Raw genomic sequence first — 18776 nt, 5'->3', positions numbered from 1 at the left:
GTACTTTCCGTTGAACTGCGTCTCACGCGACACGCGGTCGATTTCGTCCAGGCGCTCGGTGATTTCGTTCTGGATGGATTGCAGATCGGTGTCGGAGTTCGAACCGTTGGCGGCCTGCACGCTCAGTTCGCGGATGCGCTGCAGGTTGGCGTTGATTTCGTTCAGCGAGCCTTCGGTCGTCTGGGCGATCGAGATGCCGTCGTTGGCGTTGCGGGTGGCTTGGGTCAGGCCCTTGACGTTGGCGGTGAAGCGGTTGGCAATCGCCTGACCCGCCGCGTCGTCCTTGGCGCTGTTGATGCGCATGCCCGAGGACAGGCGCTCGATGGCAGTGCCCAACTGCGACTGGGACTTGTTGAGATTGTTCTGCGCGACGAGCGACAGGTAGTTGGTGCTGACAATTGCCAGTGCAAAAGCCGATATCTGCCAGCCCATTTTCCACAGCCAACTGGCACCCGCTGAGTTTGTCGACCCGAGGTTCAGCAGGCCTCGCAGCAATATCCCGCTGTAGATTTTTGAGTATACCGATGTGCTCTTTCTCCCGATGGATTCTCGGATATACACATTTATGGCGACTCATCTGCTCACGGCGCGCAAGGTCGAAACTGCCGCCCCTCAGGACACACCATATTCGCTCAGGGACGGCGGCAGCCTGCTTTACGTCACGCCCAAAGGCAGCAAGCTGTGGCGATACCGCTATCGCATCGGCGAGTCGGCACAGGTGTTTGCCATCGGCCGGTTTCCCGACATCAGCCTGCAGGCGGCGCGGCGGGCACGTGACGATGCGCGGGCACTGGTGCTGCGGGGCATTCATCCGTTGGTGGACAGGAAGACGCGGCTGAGCGAGCAAGTGGAGCGCAACCGGCACACGTTCGAGCGCGTGGCTCGGCTCTGGATGGTGGGGAACGGGTCGTGGAGTCGGGGGTACGCCTATCAGGTGCGCTCCTACCTGGAGCGCGATGTGTTTCCGGTGCTCGGGAAGCTGCCGATCGCGTCGATTACGGTGTCCATGCTGCGCCCGCTGGTGATGACGGTGGCCGAGCGCGGGGCGACGGCGGCCATGGCGGTGCGCCAGTGGCTGAGCCAGATTTTCGTCTATGCGGCGCAACAGGGCTGGTGCGAGCATGATCCGGCCGAGCTGCTCAAGCGTCTGGTCCGGCGTCCGGCGGTGCGACACAATCCGCCCTTGCCGTGGCATGAGATACCCCGCTTCATGCAGAAGCTCGATGCGTGGAACGGCCACCTCGTCACCCGGATCGCGCTGCGGCTGGTGGCCTACACCTTTGTTCGAACCATCGAGATACGGCGTGCGACCTGGGATCAGATAGACCTGGGCGCCGCCATCTGGTCGATTCCGGCCGAGCATATGAAGATGCGCCGACCCCACACGGTACCCTTGTCTCGACAGGTGATCGCGTTGCTGGAAGCACTGCGCGAGGCGACGGGCGGCAGCCGCTACGTGCTGCCCCACCAGCGAGGTGCAGACAAGCCGATCGGCGCGGGCACGCTGAACCATGCGATCGAAGTGCTGGGCTATCACGGGCAGTTCTCTACCCATGGTTTTCGCTCGACGGCGACGACCTTGCTCGGCCTGCTCAGCTATCCGGAGAACCGGGTGGACCTGCAGTTGGCGCACGTGCGCAATGCGTCTTCACGCGCGCCGTACGACCACACCAAGTACGTGAGCTCGCGCCGTCTGCTCATGCAGGATTGGGCCGATGTCCTGGACGCCCTGGCGGCAGGGGAAACGCTGGATGCGGTTACGGCGGATTTCGGGCCCTTGTCGGATCGCAGAGCTGCATTGCTGCGCGTGGTGGAGCGCGAGCAGTGAGCCGTACTCGCCGGGTTCGGCCTGCGCCGCGGACTTGACGCGCGGCGTGCAGACGTCTATCCGAGCATCACCCCCTGCCGGCGCAGCAGCTCCACGAGCTTTTGCACGATCTGCTGCGCGGTGCCGTCCAGGTTGCGCTGGCCAGTCAGCATTTTTCCGTCGCTCCCCGGCACCTGTCCGGCCGACAGCGCGTCGCGCAAGGCGGTGCGGACCTGCGTCAACGAGCGCTTGCCGTCGAGCTGTTCGAGCACGAACATCTCGGCGGGTTTCAGGCTCAGGTCGGGCACGTCGTGCCAATAGGTGTAGGGGCCCACGCCGAAGCCGGGATCTGCGCCGCGCGTCTTCAGGTAGGCGAGGCCGGTGACGAGCTGCGGATGCTCGGCGGCGGCGGCGTCGGCAGCCCCGCCGTCCCGGCTGAGATACAGCATGCCCAGGCGATACAGCGTTTCCACGGCTTTGCCGATGGTCTCGTCATGGGCATCGCCCTCGGCCCCGGACTTTCCAAGGGTGGCGGCGGCGAGTTCGTCCCGGCTCAGGCAGGCCGGCCAGGCGCTGCTCAAGGCTTCGACCACGGCGACGACGGGGGCTTCCCGAGTCGCCAGCGACCGCCCGCGGTTGCTCTGGTAGTGCTGCATGCCGGCCGGGGAGGCTGCGGGCGCGTCGACAGAGCGGAAACCGGCGGCGATCCGCAGGTCCCGCAGACGGGCGAGTTCGGGCGACGTGGCGATGTCGTTCGCACGCTCGGCGTGCGTCAGCAGGCTCTTGCGGAAGTTCCGGCCCACGGCGAAATCCAGGTACTGCTGGCGCATCGCCTTGGGCTGGCCCATGGCGATCAGGCTGTGGTTGAGCTGGACGTTGTTGCCGTAGGTGGCGCCGAGTTCGGTCTGGCCTTCGGCGTCGCCAATGTAGGCGAGCCCGGCCTGGTCCGCCGCCGCGGCGAATTCGACGAAGTAGCAGGGAGCGTTGAAGGTTTCCAGGTACTCGTGCGCGATGTAGTAATCGGAGTGCCGGCGCAGTTGCTGCACGGCGCCGCGCAGGGATGGCGCCAGCGGATTGGCGGCGGCCAGGCCGTCCGAGAGCAGGGTGAGGATGGTCTTGGCGCGCTCGAGCCGTTCTTCGATCGTCTGCGCGCCATGGCTATGCAACATCATCGCGTCCCGCACGATGTCGCCCGCCTTCCAGCCCGGGTAGGTGTTGTAGCTGATGTAGGCCACGCCCTGCGGCGAGAGGTTTTCGCGGCAGATGCGCAGCATCGCTTCGCGCACTTCGGGCGGCACCCAACTGAAGACGCCGTGCGCGATGATGTAGTCGAACTGCCCGAAATCCGGCGTGATGTCCGTCAGGCTCATGGCGTGCAGCGTGAGGTTCCGGATGCCGAGATCGGCGATCACCTGCCTGCCCTGTTCGACCTGCACGCTCGAAAGATCCACGCCGACCACCGTGGCCTCCGGATGGAGAGTCGCGAAGGGCAGCAGGTTGCCGCCCGCCGCGCAGCCCAGTTCCAGCACGCGCGCCTGCTTCAACGGCACCGTGTCCACGCCGTATAGCCAGGCGGTGGCGCGGATGTGTCCCGGCGCGGCGTAGAAGAACGCGTTGGAGGTGTATGGTCGATCGTCGTAGTCCTTCGCGATCTGCTGGTTGGCGAGGTCGGGCGCGTTCACGGCGGCTCCTGAGCGGTGTTCGGGTAGCTGCCGAGATTAGCAATGCAGGTAGGGGCGTAAAGCGCGGAACAACGCGGGGTATCCGGGCGAGGGCTGGGATTGGCGGCGCCGATAGCGAAGCGAGCGCATTCGCGGATGGCTGCCATTGCCGAAAGCGGGCGACGCGGCGTCTCGACCCTCGGGCGTCCCGTAGAATCCGCGATTTGCCCAAGGCTCCCGATGTCTGCCCTGCTCGATGCTTGGCGCCATACCCCGACCCAGCGCAAGGTCTGGGCTCTGGCCGCGCCGATGATCCTGTCCAACCTCTCCGTGCCGATGGTGGCGCTGGTGGACACGGCCGTGGTCGGGCATCTGCCGCACGCGCACCAGCTCGGGGCCGTGGCGGTGGGCGGTAATCTCTACACGCTGCTGGTCTGGGTCATGGGTTTTCTGCGCATGGGCACCACGGGCTTTGCGGCCCAGGCGGCGGGGCGTACCGATGGCGGCGCGTTGCGGCAGGTGCTGTTGCAAGGCCTGGTGTTGGGCGTGGGCCTGGCGGTACTGCTGGCGGTGTTCGCCGTGCCGCTCAGCGATGCCGCGCTGCGCCTGATGCGTCCTTCGGCGGAGCTGGATGCCTTGGCCCGGGAGTTCTTCCAGGTCCGTCTGTTCGGTCTGCCCGCGACCTTGGCCAGCTATGCCCTGATCGGCTGGCTGCTCGGCACGCAGAACGCGCGCGGGCCGCTGGCCATGCTGTTGACGGTCAACCTGATCAACGTGAGCCTCGACCTGCTGTTCGTGCTCGGCCTGGAGTGGGGCGTGGTCGGAGTCGCGCGGGCTGCCGTGATTGCGGAATGGAGCGGCGCTCTCCTCGGCCTGTGGCTGACCCGCAGCGCCCTGGCGCGCTACCCCGGGCATCTCGAGCGCGCCGTCTTGCGGCGCTGGGCCGCGTGGCGCCCGTTGCTGACGGTCAACCGCGACATCTTCATCCGCAGTCTGGCGCTGCAACTGGTGTTCTTTCTCGTCACGGTGCAGGGCACCCGGCTGGGCGATACCACGGTGGCGGCCAATGCCCTGTTGCTCAGCGGCCTGACCCTCACCGCCTATGCCCTGGACGGCCTGGCCCATGCGCTGGAGGCGTTGTGCGGCCATGCGCTCGGCGCGCGCGACCGCATGGCTTTGCGCCGTTCGCTGGTCGTGGCGGGGGCGTGGTCGCTGCTGGCCAGTGTGGGTTTCGCGCTGTTCTTCCTGCTCGGCGGGGGTATCTTCGTGGGTCTCTTGACCGACATCGCGGCAGTGCGCGAGATGGCGCTGGCTTTCCTGCCCTATCTGGCCATACTGCCTTTGGTGGCGGTGTGGAGCTACCTGCTCGACGGTCTGTTCATCGGCGCCACCCGTGCCAGGGAGATGCGCAACGCCATGTTGATCGCCCTCGCGCTGGCCCTGCCGCTGGGTTGGCTGCTGCAGGGCTTGGGCAACCATGGGCTGTGGCTGGCTTTCGTCGCCTTCATGGCGTTGCGCAGCGCCGTGTTGGGCGCCTACGCTTGGCGGCTGACGCAGCGTGATGCGTGGATGGGGGCTTGATTACGGCGCGTACTGCGTTGGCGTCGTGTGCCTCGAGTTCGTCGATACGCAATTCCACACTGACGCAGAGCTTTGGGCGGCGGCATCATAGGCGTTCGGCAGGCCTTCGAGGCGTCTGAGCCGGGTCTTCCGGCGTCGATGCGATTCTCGTCGACTATCAGGACTATCACTAGGATTCCTGTCGTGACCATGCACGAACCACCCCATCCCGGCAGCATCCTGAAGGAGGATGTGCTACCTGAACTGGGCCTGAGCTGACGGAGGCTGCGGCTCGGCTCGGGGTATCGCGCGTGCAGCTTTCCCGCTTCATCAATGGCAAGGCCGGCGTGAGCCCGGAGCTGGCCATCCGCTTGGCGAAGTGGATCCCTGCGCCGACGGCGATCATGTGGTTGCGGATGCAGGCGGACCATGACCTTTGGCAGGCCGAGCACTCCGGGCGGGAGTGGAGGGTGGTGCCAGCACGGGTATGAGCGCGCTGCGCAAGCCGCCGGGCGCTGTGATCGTGGCTCATGGACTCCCGCCATCCTGTGCTTGTCGGTGTCGCTAGGCACCGGCCAAGTCGTGCAGGGCCTGCGTGAAGCGCTGTGTCGCGCGTGACCGTGGTCGATCCTTGGGGAAGATCAGGCAGAGGTGCAGCACGGCCCGAGGCCGAAAAGGACGAAATACGATCCCCGGCAACGCGTACTGGTTGACCGTGGCGAGATCGACCAGGCCGACGCCGACACCTTCGGCCGCCATGAGGCAGGCCGCCAGCGACGAATTGACCTCGACCGATACCGCGGGGACGGGCAGGTCGTGCGCCTCGCATGCCTGCCTGACCGCCACGCCGATCCGCGTCGTCTGCCCCGTGGAGACGACTGTCGCGGTTGCGAGGTCGTGCGGTCCCAGCATCTTGCGCTTGGCCAGCGGCGAGCGCCGGTGCACCGCGCAGCCTACATCGGATTCGGCGAGTTCTTCGACGATGACGCCGGGGTCCCCGACCGGAGAGTAGACCAGGCCGATGTCGACCTCGCGCCGCGCGACACGTTCGATGGCGATAGCTGTCGGCAGTGCCTGGATGGTGACTTGCGCGCCGGCGCCAAGCGCCTGCAGCCGGGCGATGGCTCTGGGCAGGTAGGCGTTGACGAGCGTCGGCGATGCCGCCACGGCGAGCCGGCCGGTACGCCCGCCGCGCATCTCCTCGACCATGCGATTGAGCGTCCCGATGCGGCCGAAGATCTCCTGGACGTCGGGAAACAGGTCGTATGCCTCGGGCGTTGGCTGCAGACGGCCGCCGATGCGCTCGAACAGCTTGAGGCGCAGTTGCTGTTCGGCATGGCGCAGCACATTGCTTATTGCCGGCTGCGTCACGTTGAGCAGGCGCGCCGCGCCGGTCACCGACCCTGATTGCATGATCGCGTAGAACACTTCGATGTGGCGCAGGTTCATGTGTGAAGCTCCCGTCAGCCCATCACGATAACTTATAGGGTACCCAAGAATAATCATTAGCGACAAATGCATGCCGCTTGCAGAATGGCTTCAGTACGAGTTCACCCAGGACGATCCAATGAAGACCATGACGCGCGAGCGTATGCAGACGCAAACCCTGACCGACCATGGTCTGGGCATCGAGATACGCGGTGTCGATCTCGGCAGCGACCTTCCTGCCTCCGTAGCGCAGGCCCTGCGCGACCTGTGGCACGAGCATGCCGTGCTGGTCGTGCGCGAGCAGCGGCTCGATCCGGCCGCATTCTTGCGAGCGGCTCAGATCTTCGGCGACATATTGCCGCAGCAGCTCGGCAAGTTTTCGTTGCCCGACTATCCGCTGGTCGGCACCATATCCAGCCGGGATCTCCCGACACGCGACGGCAAGCTGCACGTACGTGGCGAGAACTACCATACCGACCACTCGAACTTTCGCGAGCCGCCGATGGGGACCATGCTCCATGCCATCGAGCTGCCTTCCCGGGGAGGAGACACCCAGTTCGTCGACGTCAGGCTTGCCTACGACGAGCTGCCCGAAGCGATGAAGGCGCGGATCGCGACCCTGCGCTCGACCCACGTCTACGAAAGCAGTCGCAGCCCGCGCAAGATGGCGGTGCTGTCGCCACAGGAGCGCGCCGAAGCCGCCGCCTCGAGCCAGCCCATCGTGATCGTGCATCCGGTCAGCGGCCGTGCGGCCCTGTACCTGAACACGGGCAGAATGGAAGGCATCGAGGGTTTGCCCGATGACGAGGCCTATGCGCTGATCAATGCCTTGTACCAACATGCGACCCAGCCGTGCTACGAATACCGGCACCGCTGGCAGCCGGGCGACTTCGTCCTGTGGGACAACCGCAGCGTGATGCACCAGGCCAATGCCGACTTCGATCCCCAGGAGTTCCGCTATCTCTACCGGCTGATGCTCAAGGGTGCGCCTCTGCGGGGGTTGGCATGAGCGCCGCCGCACGGCCGCCCGAAGGCGGCGCGATTCCTCCCGCGGGGAGGATGTCGCGTAGCGACAGGAGGGTATTCCCATGAGCGCCGCCGCATCGATCCGCCCTCTGCGCATCGGGGCCGGTGCCAGCTTTGCGGACGACCGCATCGCGCCGGCCGTCGAGCTGGCCGAACGTGGCGCGCTGGACTACCTCGCCTTCGAGTGCCTGGCCGAACGCACCGTGGCGCGGGAGAATCAGTCGCGGCTGAGAAATCCCCGTCTGGGCTACACGCCGCGTCTGATGGACCGGATGAGCCGCGTGCTCCCGGTCGCGCTGAAGAACCAGGTGAGGGTCGTCACCAACATGGGGGCGGCCAATCCGATTGCAGCGGTCGAGCTCATCCACGAGTTCGCACAAGGGGAAGGCGTCGGGCCGCTGCACTCGGCCGCCGTGCTCGGCGACGACGTTGCCGAGTTGCTGCGCGGCCAGCCTGGGCTGCCCATCATGGAAACCGGCGAACCGCTGGAGGAACTGCTGCCGCGCATGGTGTCGGCCAACGCCTATCTGGGCGCCGACGTGATCGTGCGGGCCCTCGCGACCGGCGCCCAGCTCGTCGTGACGGGGCGGGTGGCCGATCCATCGCTGTATCTGGCCGCCGCCATGCACCATTACGGCTGGTCCTACGACGATTGGCCGCGGATGGCGGCCGGAACGGTCGCAGGCCATCTGCTGGAATGCTGCGCGCAGGTGAGCGGCGGCTGCTTCGCCGCGCCGGGGAGAAAGGAAGTACCCGATCTGGCGAGGTTGGGATTTCCTTACATAGACATGCTGCCGGATGGTGACTTCACGGTCAGCAAGCTCGAAGGAACGGGCGGACGGGTCGACCTGGCGACCTGCAAGGAGCAGCTCATCTACGAACTGCATGATCCGGCGGCCTACATCACGCCGGACTGCGTGCTGGATATCACCGAACTCGGCATGCAGCAGGTGGGGCCGGACCGGGTCCGTATCGGGGGAGCGAAGGCGCTGCCGCGCACGGATACCTACAAAGTGACCGTCGGGTATACCGACGGCTTCATCGGCGAGGGGCAGATCTCCTACGCCGGCATCGACGCCGTTGCGCGGGCCGAGCTCGCCGCCAGTGTCGTGCAGCAGCGCCTGGCCGACGCCGGTCATCGCTACAGCGAAGTACGGGTCGATCTGATCGGCATCGACAGCCTGCACGCCGGGCGCGTCTGCGGCCAGGATCCCTACGAAGTCCGGCTGCGCATCGCCGCCCGCACGACGGACCGCAAGGCGGCCGAAGCCGTCGGCTTCGAGACACGCGCGCTGCACGTCAACGGGCCCGCCGGCGGCGCCGGGGGCTCCGACCCATCGGTCAAGGAAGTGCTCGCCGTGCAGTCGGTCCTCATCCCGCGCGGCCAGGTCGATCCGCGCGTCACGATCCGGGAGTTCCGCACATGATCCGCGTCAATGACCTGGCCCACGGACGGGCGGGCGACAAGGGCAATACGTCCAATATCTCCGTCATCGCCTTCGACGACGCTGGTTGGCGCATCCTGCGCGAACATCTGACCGAATCCGTGGTCATGCGGGCTTTCTCGCACATTGCGAGCGGGCCGGTGATCCGGTACGAACTGCCCCGGCTGCAGGCGCTGAATTTCGTGATCCACGGCGCCTTGGGCGGTGGTGTGACTCGCTCGCTGGCGCAGGATGCGCATGGCAAGTCGCTGTCGTCCCTGATGATGACCATCGAACTGCCGGGGGCGCAATGAACCGGCCATCGACCTACACCGTCGTCTTCATGGACGTGCTGGCGCCTGCCGTCCAGCGCGTCATCCTTTCGGTCTTTCGGCCGCCGTTCGAGGTCCGCTTCGCGCTCAACTACGATGACCGGCACCAGTTGGCGCTGTGTCGGACGGCGGATTTCCTGGTGCCCGGTTGGGCCCAGCTCAGCGGTGACATGCTGGCGGCTGCCGAGCGCGTGCGGGCGGTCCAGAAATGGGGCATCGGCGTAGACCGCATCGACATCGCCGCGGCACGCCGGCTCGGTATCCCGGTGGCCATCACGGCAGGCTCGAACGCCGGCCCTGTGGCCGAACTGGCCGTTGCGCTGATGCTGGCGGTCTATCGCCGGCTCTATTACGTGAACCGGCAGATGAGGGCGGGGCAGTGGCCCAAGTCCGAGATGCGGGAGACCTGCTTCCAGATCCATGGCAAGACCATCGGCCTGGTGGGCTTCGGCAACATCGGCCGAAAGCTGGCGCGCCGCCTCGCGGGCTTCGAGCCGGCTGCCATTCTGTATGCCGACCGCCATCCGGCCGCGGCCGATGTCGAGCAATCCCTGGGCGCCCGCCGCGTCGAACTGTCCGAACTGCTGGCGGCCAGCGACATCGTCAGCCTGCACGCGCCCTACGACGACAGCACCCGGCACCTGATCGACGAGCGGGCGCTGCGGCGCATGAAGAAGGGCGCCGTGCTGATCAACACGGCGCGCGGCGAGCTGGTCGACGAGGCCGCGTTGGCCGATGCGCTCGCGCGCGGTCATCTGCTGGGCGCAGGCCTGGATGCCTTCGACCCGGAGCCGCCGGACGCGGCGAACCCCTTGCTCGGTTTCGACCAGGTGGTCGTCACCCCGCATGCGGGCGGTGGTGTCTTCGACAATGTGGCGCCCGTAGCGGCCCACGTGCTGCGCAACCTGGAGCGCCTGGTGGCCGGCGAGCCGCTGCCCGCACAGGACGTGATCGTCTCGGAAGACCGGAGGGCACGATGACACACGCTACACGGGCCGATGAGGTGCGCGCGCTTGGCAACCCCCTGATGGACCGCCTGCGTGCCGGCGGGCTGGGCCTGTCCATCATCGTCAAGCAAGTGCAGAGCGTCGACATCGCCATCGCGGCGCATGCCGCAGGCTATGACGCGATCAATGTCGACCTCGAACATTCGGTGATCCCCGAATCCGCCGCGGCGCAGATCTGTCTGCTCGCGCAGCATATCGGGGTCACGCCGCTGGTCCGGGTGCCGACGCACGATGCGCACTACATCAATCGCATCCTGGATGCGGGGGCCATGGGCATCGTGGCACCGCACGTGGAGTCGGCCGACGACGCTCGGCGGGTGGTCCGGGCGGCCAAGTTCGCGCCGCATGGCGAGCGCTCGGTGGCCAGTAGCTGGCCCCAACTGGGCTACCGCAAGCACCCGGCGGCGACGGCGCGCAGGCTGCTGGACGAGGCGACCACGGTGATCGTGATGCTGGAGTCGCCCGAGGCGATCAGGCAGGCCGACGAGATCGCCGCCGTGCCGGGGGTCGATATTCTCCATGTGGGCACTTCGGACCTGTGCGACGCGATGGGCATTCCCGGGCAGGTCGGCGATGCACGCATCGCGCAGTGCATCGCACAGGTCGTGCAGGCGTGTCGGCGGCACGGCCGCCATGCGGGCTGCGGTGGGCTGGGGAACAGTCCCGATGTCATGCAGTCGACGCTGGCGTTGGGCGTGCGCTTTCTCACCGGCGGCAATGAGTGGGCGTTCATGATGAGCGAAGCGACGCGGCGTGCGCAGATGCTGCGTGCGCTCGATGTGCCGTCTGCGGCGAGCGAGCGATGAGCAGCGGCGCAGGCGGTGCCCGCATTTTGTCGATACAAGGAGGAAACATGCGTGTAGTGGCTGAAGATCTCTGGTTCCCGGAAGGGCCTGTCTGGGTGGGCGACGGCAGCCTGCTGGTGGTCGAGATCCGGCGCAAGACGCTGACCCGGATTCTTCCCGACGGTCGCAAGGTCGTCGTGGCCGAACTGGGGGGTGGGCCCAACGGCGCAGCCATGGGCCCGGACGGCTATTGCTACGTCGCCAACAACGGAGGGTTCTCGTTCCGGCAGCGTGCGGACGGCCGCTGGGTGACGAGCGGCACCCCGGACGATTACCGCACCGGCCGTATCGAGCGTGTCGACATCGAGACCGGCAAGGCCGAAGTCCTGTATGACAGGATCGACGGGCGCAACATCCGTGGGCCGAACGATTTGGTCATCGACGGCGCCGGAGGTATCTGGTTCACCGATCCGGGCAAGACGCGCCATCGGGATTGGGATCGCGGCAGCATCTGCTATGCGAGGACCGACGGTTCGCACATCGAGGAAATGGTGTTTCCGATCCACAAGCCCAACGGCATCGGCCTTTCGCCCGACGGTATGACGCTTTACGTGGCTGAAACCGAGACCGCGCGCCTGTGGGCGTGGGACCTGGCCGGCCCGGGGCGCCTGAAGGCCGCTGCCACGGCGTCGCCGAGTTCGCCGCACGGCAGCCGGCTGGTCTATGCCAGCCCGGTGTATCAGCGCTTCGACTCGTTGGCGGTGCAAGCCGACGGCTCGGTCGCCATCGGCACGCTGGACCGCGGCGGGATCACGACGGTGAGGCCGGACGGCACGGCCGAGTTCGTGGCCGTCGAGGGCGACACCCACATCACCAACCTGTGTTTTGGCGGAGCAGGCCTGCGCAAGGCGTATGTCACGCAGTCGTATGCCGGCCGGCTCGTCGAGATCGACTGGCCACGGCCGGGGCTCGGCTTGTTCACGATCTGAGCACCGCTTTCAAGAGGCTCGAGCGAGCAGACCTACTCTGCTCGCTGCAGGGGCTTGTCTGGTGGCGAGGCGGTTTGCTGTCCAGGCGGAAGCGGTCGACAGATACAGAAGGAGCCGGCATGGCCCCACCCAGTGAGGATATAGGGAGACAAACGATGAAAAGCATTCTCAGGCATGTATTGGTCGCTGTGGTCGGCACCGGCGTGATCGCCAGCGCGCAGGCACAGGAGGACTATCCGAATCGCGCGGTTCGCGTACTCGTCGGATACGCACCCGGCGGTGCCGCGGACGTTCATGCCCGTGTCATTGCGGCCGGCCTGGAAAAGGAGCTGGGCCAACCCTTCGTCGTCGAGAACCGGCAGGGTGCGGCGGGCGTGCTGGCCGCCCAGTTCCTGAAGTCATCGCCCGCCGATGGCTACACCTTGATGGTGGCGACGTCGGGTGCCATGGCGATTCCGCAGAACTTCGGCAAGCTGCCCTACGACCCGTTGCACGACTTCGTGCCCGTGGCGCAGGCGATCGCCAACGATCTGGTCCTGATCGTCAACAACAAGTCGCCGGCGACCAACTTCGACGAATTCGTGCAGATGGTCAACGGCGAGAACGGACGCTATAGCTACGGTGTTTCGGGGCGAGGCTCGATCACCCACGTTGCCGGCGAGCGTTTGAAGCAGGAGTTCGACATCGACATGCAGGTCGTGCCGTACCGTGGCGACTCCATGGCGTTTGCGGACACGCTGGGCGGTTCGATTCCCTCATCGTTTGTCGCCATGCCCTCCGTAGCGCAGGCGGTGAAGGCGGGACAGGTGCGCGCTCTGTTCGTGACAGGCTCCAAGCGACTGACGCCCTTTCCCGACGTTCCCACGCTCGCGGAGCTCGGACGGCCGGATTTCGTGATGAGTTCCTGGATCGCCTTGTTCGCGCCGGCCGGTACACCGGCGCCGGTGGTGGAGAAACTCTCCGCCGCCGTGGGCCGCATCATGTCCGATCCCGAACTGGTCGACAGGCTCGAAAGCACCGGTGCAAGAGTCGAATATCGGGACCAGCCGACGTTCGACAAGTTCTTCCGGCAGGAAGTCGACAGTTTCGCGCGGATCATTCGTGACGCCAGGGTGACTGTCGAGTGAGCGCAATGTCCTGCTCGATGGCCTGCGCGTTTCGGCCGCCAGCCTCGATGCGGTGTTCACCCGGCCCTGAGGGGGTGGCCGCGGGCGCGCCGGCTCCCGCTTTGCGCCACCGGCTCGCCGATCGTGTTCCCTCCTCAATCGAGCAACGCCACCTGCACCTCCCGTGCTCCTTCATACGGGTTGCGTCCGTGCCATACCTGCAGGTTGTCCAGGATCATCACATCGCCGTCCTGCCAGGGCCAGGCGGCGCCGCGCTCGCGGCAGAGCGTGCGCAGCGTCTGCAGTTCGTCCTCGCTCAGCGGCTCGCCGTTGCCCAGGGTGGCGCCGGTGGGATATTGCTGGCGCGAGCGGAGCTCGCGGGTGAGTTCGGCGTTCTCGGCTTGCGGCGGGACATGGATCACGGAGCGAAAGAGGCGCTGCCCGGTGATGGGGTGTTCGACCAGCGGTTCCAGCGGGGTGAGCACGGTGAGGCTGCCGTCCGCGTTCCAGATCGGCTCCAGGCCCTTGGCGGCGCAGATGCGTTCGACCTCGGCGGGGTCTTCGGTATAGAAGGCCTGGTTCCAGCCGCGCAGGTCCATGTGGGCGTAGGTGGCGTCCATGCTGACGGCGCGCGGGCCATAGTTCGAGGCCATGCGGGTACCGTGGCGCTGCAGTTTTTCGACCAGGGCGGCGGGCATGGCGGCCACGAGGTCGCGCATGTCGCCGATGGTGGTTTCACCGCCCACGGGCGCGGTCACGCGTGAATAGAAGGCGATCCGGCGGGGGTAGTCGCGGACGTAGGCCATTTCGGAGTGCAGGATGAGGTGCACGCTGGGAGCCAGCCGGGTCGATTCCATGACGTGGCCCTTGATGGCCGAGCGCGGTGCGCGTCCGCCGGCGTAGCCGGATTGGAACTGCGGAAATTCCCCGGTCAGCCGGACGAAGTCCGGCGTGTCGCGCACGGGGAAGCCGCGCAGCACGATGCCGCCGTGGTCCACGATGAGCCGGTCGATGGTGGGCCGCGTGGCCGCGAGCCAGGCGTGAAAGTCCTCGGCATTGGCCAGGCGCGGGTCGACGCGTTCGATGAACAGCGGCGCCCGGCCGGGCCGCAGTTCGTAGCAGCGCACCCGGGAATCCAGGCCGAGGGCGGCCGGCTCCAGCGGGTACTGGACATCGGCGGGCAGCACGGGGGTGCTGTCGCGCGCAGGGGCATCGAGAACGGCGCTCATGCAAAGTCTCCGGAAAGTCTGACGAGAAAGGCGGCGGGTCAGTCGCGGTAGTCGGGCGCTGTGCGGTCCAGGTCACGCCGCACGGCCTTCCATTCGCGTTCGCCGCGGATGGGCACGCGGGCGAAGGCGTCGCGGGTGGCCTGGAGCGCGGCGTCGTCGAACTGCACCAGCGAGCCGGCGGCCATGGCGTCCACCTGCACTTTGCAGGCGGATTCGAACCAGTACAGGTTGAAGAAGGCTTCGGCGATCGTGTGTGCGCACAGGAGCACGCCGTGGTTGCGCAGCAGGACGACGTTGTGTGCGCCGAGATCGGCGACCAGGCCTTCCTGCTGGGCCAGGGTGACCTCGGGGCCGGTGAAGTCGTGGTAGCCGATGCGTCCATGAAAGAGCGCGGCCTGCTGCGAGATGGGAAGCAGGCCGCAGGTCATCGCGGAGACGGCGGTGCTCGCCCGCGTGTGGACATGCAGCACGCAGACGGCGTCGTGGCGGGCCTTGTGCACGGCGGTATGGATCACATAGGCCGCGGGGTTCAGCGTGTAGCCGTCGTCCGGCTTGTAGCGCACCTCGCCATCCAGGCTGATCTTGTACAGGCAGGAAGCGCAGACTTCCTGGTACAGCAGGCCGTAGGGGTTGATGAGGATGTGTTCGGGTTCGTCCGGCACCCGCGCCGTGATGTGGTTGTAGATCAGGTCGGTCATGCCGTAGCGGTGCACGGCGCGGTAGAGCGCGGCCAGATCCTCGCGCATGGCGCGCTCGGCGGGCGAGATTCCGCCGGGCGTCACGGCGGGACGTTCGATGTCGGTCGGGATTTGCATGGCGCGGCTCCGTTTCAGTCCAGGGCGAGGCCCAGATCCTTCACCGCGATGCGATCGGCTTCGAACTGCTGCCGCGCATAGCGCTGGTAGTCCGCTGCGGCGAGAAAGCGGTCGGGCATGGATTCGTTCTCCAGCGCGCGCAGGTCGTTCGGATCGCGCGCGGCCTCGCCCAGCACGGCGGCGAGGGTCTCGGAGCCACCTTTGTACGGCACAGAGTTCACCTGCACGCCGAGCTGGCGCTGCAGGCGCGACACGGAGATGTGCCCCAGCGAGCCCGTGCCCACGGCGGCCACGGTGAGCTTGCCGGGGTTGGCCTGGGCGTCGTCGACGAACGCCTGCAGGGATGGCCAGCGGCTGTCCTGGGCGACCGTCAGCGTCTGTGTGTACGCCGTGAGGCCGGCGAGGTAGGTGAAGTCGCCGAGTGCGTCGTAGCTCACCTTCTGCAGATGCGGCAGCCGGAACACCGAGGGCGTGATCAGCGCGAGCGTGTGGCCGTCCGGTTGCGCGGTGTGCGCCATCGAGGCCGGGCCGAGTGTGCCGCTCACGCTGGGCTGGTTGTTGACGATCCAGGGTTGCCCCGTGATGCGGCTCGCCGCGTTGGCCAGGGCGCGCATCTGGATGTCGGTCGGACCGCCCGCCGTGAAAGGGACGATCAGCGTGACCGGCCGGGTCGGCCAATCCGCAGCGGGCGCGGCCAGCGCGGAACCGCACAACACAGTGGCGGCGGCGAGGGTACAGGCGGCCAGGATGCGGCGGCGGGCGCGCGATGGCAGGGTGGACATGGGGTCTCCTCATTTGTCTTATGATGCTGCGGCCTGGCACGGTGCCGGCCCGGCAGGCCCCGACGGCGTCGAACTCGCGCCGCCGGGCCGTGGGCGATCCCGCCGCAATGCCAGTTCAAAAAAGTATAGGTGGGGCGCATGGCGCGGGCGATTCCCGGTGCACGGGCGCAGATTCCCCGCCGGACTCTCCGGGATAACCCGCCTGCGCCAGCCAAGGAGATCCTCATGCGTATCGAAGACCTGCGCGTGTTCCTGCACGTGGCCCGGCACCGCAGCCTGCACCGCGCGGCGAGCGTGCTCGGGGTCACGCAATCGGCTCTGTCCAAGACGCTGGCCAGGCTGGAGTCCGGCGCCGGCGGCGCCTTGTTCGAGCGCAGTCCGCGCGGGGTCGTGCTCACGTCCATGGGGCAGGACGTGATCGAACATGCGCGTACCGTCATCACGGCGATGGACGACCTCTACGCACGGCTGGACCAGCAGCGCGCGGCCCGTGCCGGCCGGGTGCGCCTGGCCGTGCTGCCGCACCTGGTGCCCACGCTGGTGTCGCCTTTACTGGCACATTTTCTCGCACGCCGCCCCGCGGCGAGTTTTTCCGTGCACACGATGCTCAGCCCCCAGTTGCTGGGCGCACTGCAGGGGGGCGAAGTCGACGTGGCCTGTGCCGCCATGCCGCAGGACGAGGTGCCCGGGCTGGCGTTCCTGCCCCTGGGGCCGCTACGGGTGAGAGTCGTGGTGAGCGCCGCGCATCCGCGCCTGGAACGCTTGGGCGATCTGGCCAGCCTGGCAGCCGAACGCTGGCTCATGCCGGCGCAGAGCATCTACCTGCGCCAGCACCTGGAGGCGCGATTCGCCCAGGCGGGCCTGCCCGCGCCCCGCGTGGCCGTGGAAAGCACCTTGTCGCAGACTGCCTTCACGGAGCTCTTGCGCCACTCGGATCTGGCCGGCGTGCTGCCCGAGCGCACGCTGGGCAAGCCGGAAGGCCAGGGCATCGTCGGGCTCGATGGTGTCGACACGGCCTGGGAGCACGAACTGGCCTTGTTCTGGCGCGCCGACAGCGGGCATTCGCCGCTCGCGCGCGAGTTCTGCGACGCCCTGGTCGCGTGGAGTCACGACGCCGATCTTTGATGCGGCCATTACGGCACGCTATGCCGGGCGCCGCCGCCTGTGTCGCTGCACCCCAGCCGTTTCATCAGGCGTGCCAGGTTGGCGCGGTCCAGGCCCAGCGCCCGTGCCGCGGCTGCGACGTTGCCGTCGTGGGCGGCGAGCGCCTGGGCGATCAGCCGTTTCTGGTAAGCGTCGATCGCCTCGCGCAGCGTGGCAGGCGCGGCGGCTGTGTCGGCCTGGGCAGCAGGTTGCTCGCCTGCGGCCGACGCGGCCGCGGCGCGGGCATCTTCCAGCCCGAGGTCGTGCAGGTCCAGGGTGACGATGCGCGGGCGCGCTGTGCCGCGGTTGCTCGCCGGGTCGCTGCGGCCGGCGGCCTTGAGCGCAGCGCGGGCGATGAGGTATTCGAGTTCGCGCACGTTGCCGGGCCAGGGGTGGGCGAGCAGGGCGGCCTGAGCGTCGGCCGAGAGGCGCAGGCTGCGTGCGCCGACGCGCCGGCGGTTCTCTTCCAGGAAGGCGCCGGCGAGCAGGAGAACATCGCGCCCCCGTTCGCGCAGCGGCGGCACGCGCAGCGGATAGACGCTGAGCCGGTGATAGAGGTCGGCGCGAAAGCGTCCGGCACGCACTTCGTCGGCCAGGTCCCGGTTGGTGGCGGCGACGAGGCGCACGTCGACACGATGCTCGCGGTCGGAGCCGATGCGCTGCAACTGACCGTCCTGCAGCACGCGCAGCAGCTTGGCCTGGGCGACCAGCGGCAGCTCGCCGATTTCGTCCAGGAACAGGGTGCCGCCGTTGGCGACTTCGAAGCGGCCGGGTCGCTCGGCGAGCGCGCCGGAGAACGCGCCGCGCACGTGGCCGAAGAGTTCGCTCTCGACGAGGTTCTCGGGCAGGGCGGCACAATTGACGCTCACCAGCGGCTTGCCGGCGCGCGACGAGAGCTGGTGCAGCTCGCGGGCCGTCAGCTCCTTGCCCACGCCGGTCTCGCCGGTGACCAGCACGGTGAGGTCGCTGGGCGCGACCAGCTCGATCTCGGCGCGCATCTGCCGAAAGACCGGGCTCTGGCCGACCAGGGTGTGCCGGGCGGGGCTGGCCGCGAGCCGGAAGGCTTCGGCGCGTTCGCGTTCGTCCTCGATGCCCTGGGCCAGTTGATGCAGCCGGCTGCCGGCGGCGACGGTGGCCGCGGCCAGGCTGCCGAAGGCGTCGAGCACGCGCAGGTCGGCCGGCGAGAAGCGGCCGGCCTGCAGCGCATCGAGCGTGAGCACACCCCAGGTGTGGTCCTGCACGCGCAGGGCGCTGCCCATGCAGTCGTGGACTTCGAGGGTGCCTTCCTCGCTCTCGACCAGGCCATCGTAGGGGTCGGGCAACTCGCATCCGGGCGCAAAGCGCATGGCGCGCGGCGCTTCGAGCAGCGCCTTCAGGCGTGGCTGCTCGGCCACCGCGAAGCGCCGGCCCAGGGTGTCGGGGCTGAGCCCCTGGACGGCCAGGGGCACGAGGGCATCGCCATCGAGCTGCAGCAGGGCGACGGCGTCGCAGGGCAGCAGGCTGCGCACGGCATCGAGCAGGCGCTGGTAGCGCAGCTCGGCCGGCAACTCCTGGGCGAGGTCGGCGATGAGCGGGACGATGGCGTCGAGAAGCTGCGCGCTGCGTGTCATGTTGACTTCTTTCGTTGCTGTGTCATGTCAATGAGACACGATTTTATGACTTGATATGAAAAAATGCCATTG

General features: G+C 67.5%; 18 protein-coding genes. 11 read left to right on the top strand and 7 right to left on the bottom strand.

The features are described 5' to 3' along the window. On the bottom strand, nucleotides 1-432 hold a 432-nt coding region (locus tag FOZ76_RS27030; RefSeq protein ID WP_484444109.1), incomplete at its 3' end, for a flagellin N-terminal helical domain-containing protein. Between the two features lie 133 nt (nucleotides 433-565). Between FOZ76_RS27030 and FOZ76_RS27025 the strand changes: the two genes are divergently transcribed. Continuing rightward, on the top strand, nucleotides 566-1828 hold the full coding sequence (locus FOZ76_RS27025) for a tyrosine-type recombinase/integrase (RefSeq protein WP_143951398.1): 1263 nt from the start codon (nucleotides 566-568) through the stop codon (nucleotides 1826-1828). A 56-nt stretch (nucleotides 1829-1884) separates the two neighbouring features. Here the strand turns inward: FOZ76_RS27025 and FOZ76_RS27020 are convergent, their stop codons facing one another. Continuing rightward, nucleotides 1885-3489 carry a methyltransferase regulatory domain-containing protein gene (locus FOZ76_RS27020; protein ID WP_143951397.1) on the bottom strand — a complete coding sequence of 535 codons (1605 nt, stop codon included), beginning with the start codon at nucleotides 3487-3489 and terminating at the stop codon, nucleotides 1885-1887. 219 nt (nucleotides 3490-3708) lie between these two features. Between FOZ76_RS27020 and FOZ76_RS27015 the strand changes: the two genes are divergently transcribed. Both FOZ76_RS27015 and FOZ76_RS28420 read left to right on the top strand, forming a co-directional pair. After that, nucleotides 3709-5049 carry an MATE family efflux transporter gene (locus FOZ76_RS27015; protein WP_143951396.1) on the top strand — a complete coding sequence of 447 codons (1341 nt, stop codon included), beginning with the start codon at nucleotides 3709-3711 and terminating at the stop codon, nucleotides 5047-5049. Nucleotides 5050-5339: 290 nt separating this feature from the next. Further along, entirely contained in the window at nucleotides 5340-5519 is a 180-nt protein-coding gene (locus FOZ76_RS28420) for a HigA family addiction module antitoxin (protein ID WP_425473356.1), read from the top strand. A gap of 73 nt (nucleotides 5520-5592) precedes the next feature. Here FOZ76_RS28420 and FOZ76_RS27005 read toward each other — a convergent pair whose 3' ends face one another. Continuing rightward, nucleotides 5593-6477 (bottom strand): LysR family transcriptional regulator, encoded by an 885-nt coding sequence (locus FOZ76_RS27005; RefSeq protein WP_143951395.1) that lies wholly within the window; start codon nucleotides 6475-6477, stop codon nucleotides 5593-5595. A 70-nt stretch (nucleotides 6478-6547) separates the two neighbouring features. Between FOZ76_RS27005 and FOZ76_RS27000 the strand changes: the two genes are divergently transcribed. The 7 genes from FOZ76_RS27000 (at nucleotide 6548) to FOZ76_RS26970 (ending at nucleotide 13146) form a co-directional block, all read left to right on the top strand. Next, nucleotides 6548-7465 carry a TauD/TfdA dioxygenase family protein gene (locus tag FOZ76_RS27000; protein ID WP_246129796.1) on the top strand — a complete coding sequence of 306 codons (918 nt, stop codon included), beginning with the start codon at nucleotides 6548-6550 and terminating at the stop codon, nucleotides 7463-7465. A gap of 79 nt (nucleotides 7466-7544) precedes the next feature. Continuing rightward, entirely contained in the window at nucleotides 7545-8909 is a 1365-nt protein-coding gene (locus FOZ76_RS26995; protein WP_143951394.1) for an acyclic terpene utilization AtuA family protein, read from the top strand. Next, on the top strand, nucleotides 8909-9220 hold the full coding sequence (locus FOZ76_RS26990; protein ID WP_143951411.1) for an AtuA-related protein: 312 nt from the start codon (nucleotides 8909-8911) through the stop codon (nucleotides 9218-9220). The genes FOZ76_RS26995 and FOZ76_RS26990 overlap by 1 nt, the downstream gene beginning before the upstream one ends. Continuing rightward, nucleotides 9217-10218 (top strand): 2-hydroxyacid dehydrogenase, encoded by a 1002-nt coding sequence (locus FOZ76_RS26985; protein ID WP_143951393.1) that lies wholly within the window; start codon nucleotides 9217-9219, stop codon nucleotides 10216-10218. Before FOZ76_RS26990 ends, FOZ76_RS26985 begins: the two co-directional genes overlap by 4 nt. Next, on the top strand, nucleotides 10215-11051 hold the full coding sequence (locus tag FOZ76_RS26980; protein WP_143951392.1) for an HpcH/HpaI aldolase family protein: 837 nt from the start codon (nucleotides 10215-10217) through the stop codon (nucleotides 11049-11051). Before FOZ76_RS26985 ends, FOZ76_RS26980 begins: the two co-directional genes overlap by 4 nt. A gap of 47 nt (nucleotides 11052-11098) precedes the next feature. Further along, nucleotides 11099-12019: an SMP-30/gluconolactonase/LRE family protein gene (locus FOZ76_RS26975; RefSeq protein WP_143951391.1), complete on the top strand. Its 921-nt coding sequence runs from the start codon at nucleotides 11099-11101 to the stop codon at nucleotides 12017-12019. A gap of 155 nt (nucleotides 12020-12174) precedes the next feature. Then, nucleotides 12175-13146: a Bug family tripartite tricarboxylate transporter substrate binding protein gene (locus FOZ76_RS26970; protein ID WP_143951390.1), complete on the top strand. Its 972-nt coding sequence runs from the start codon at nucleotides 12175-12177 to the stop codon at nucleotides 13144-13146. Nucleotides 13147-13280: 134 nt separating this feature from the next. Here FOZ76_RS26970 and FOZ76_RS26965 read toward each other — a convergent pair whose 3' ends face one another. From FOZ76_RS26965 to FOZ76_RS26955, 3 genes are read right to left on the bottom strand one after another with little or no spacing between them, the layout of a single operon-like run. Beyond that, nucleotides 13281-14354, bottom strand: coding sequence for a TauD/TfdA family dioxygenase (locus FOZ76_RS26965; protein WP_143951389.1), 1074 nt, complete (start codon nucleotides 14352-14354; stop codon nucleotides 13281-13283). 38 nt (nucleotides 14355-14392) lie between these two features. Then, complete coding sequence (locus tag FOZ76_RS26960; protein WP_143951388.1) at nucleotides 14393-15169, bottom strand: class II aldolase/adducin family protein; 777 nt, start codon at nucleotides 15167-15169, stop codon at nucleotides 14393-14395. A gap of 14 nt (nucleotides 15170-15183) precedes the next feature. After that, entirely contained in the window at nucleotides 15184-15951 is a 768-nt protein-coding gene (locus tag FOZ76_RS26955) for a tripartite tricarboxylate transporter substrate binding protein (protein ID WP_143951387.1), read from the bottom strand. 225 nt (nucleotides 15952-16176) lie between these two features. On the opposite strand from FOZ76_RS26955, the gene FOZ76_RS26950 reads away from it, so the two are divergent. Next, nucleotides 16177-17076 (top strand): LysR family transcriptional regulator, encoded by a 900-nt coding sequence (locus FOZ76_RS26950; protein WP_143951386.1) that lies wholly within the window; start codon nucleotides 16177-16179, stop codon nucleotides 17074-17076. A gap of 8 nt (nucleotides 17077-17084) precedes the next feature. Here FOZ76_RS26950 and norR read toward each other — a convergent pair whose 3' ends face one another. Next, a complete protein-coding gene (gene norR, locus FOZ76_RS26945) occupies nucleotides 17085-18704 on the bottom strand; it encodes a nitric oxide reductase transcriptional regulator NorR (protein WP_143951385.1) in 1620 nt (539 codons plus the stop codon). Nucleotides 18705-18776 lie beyond the last annotated feature (72 nt).

Origin of the sequence: Verticiella sediminum, assembly GCF_007558815.1 — a bacterium.
GTDB lineage: Bacteria > Pseudomonadota > Gammaproteobacteria > Burkholderiales > Burkholderiaceae_B > Verticiella > Verticiella sediminum.
The sequence above is the reverse complement of the archived record's forward strand: the minus strand, read 5'-3'. Positions and strand labels throughout refer to the sequence as shown.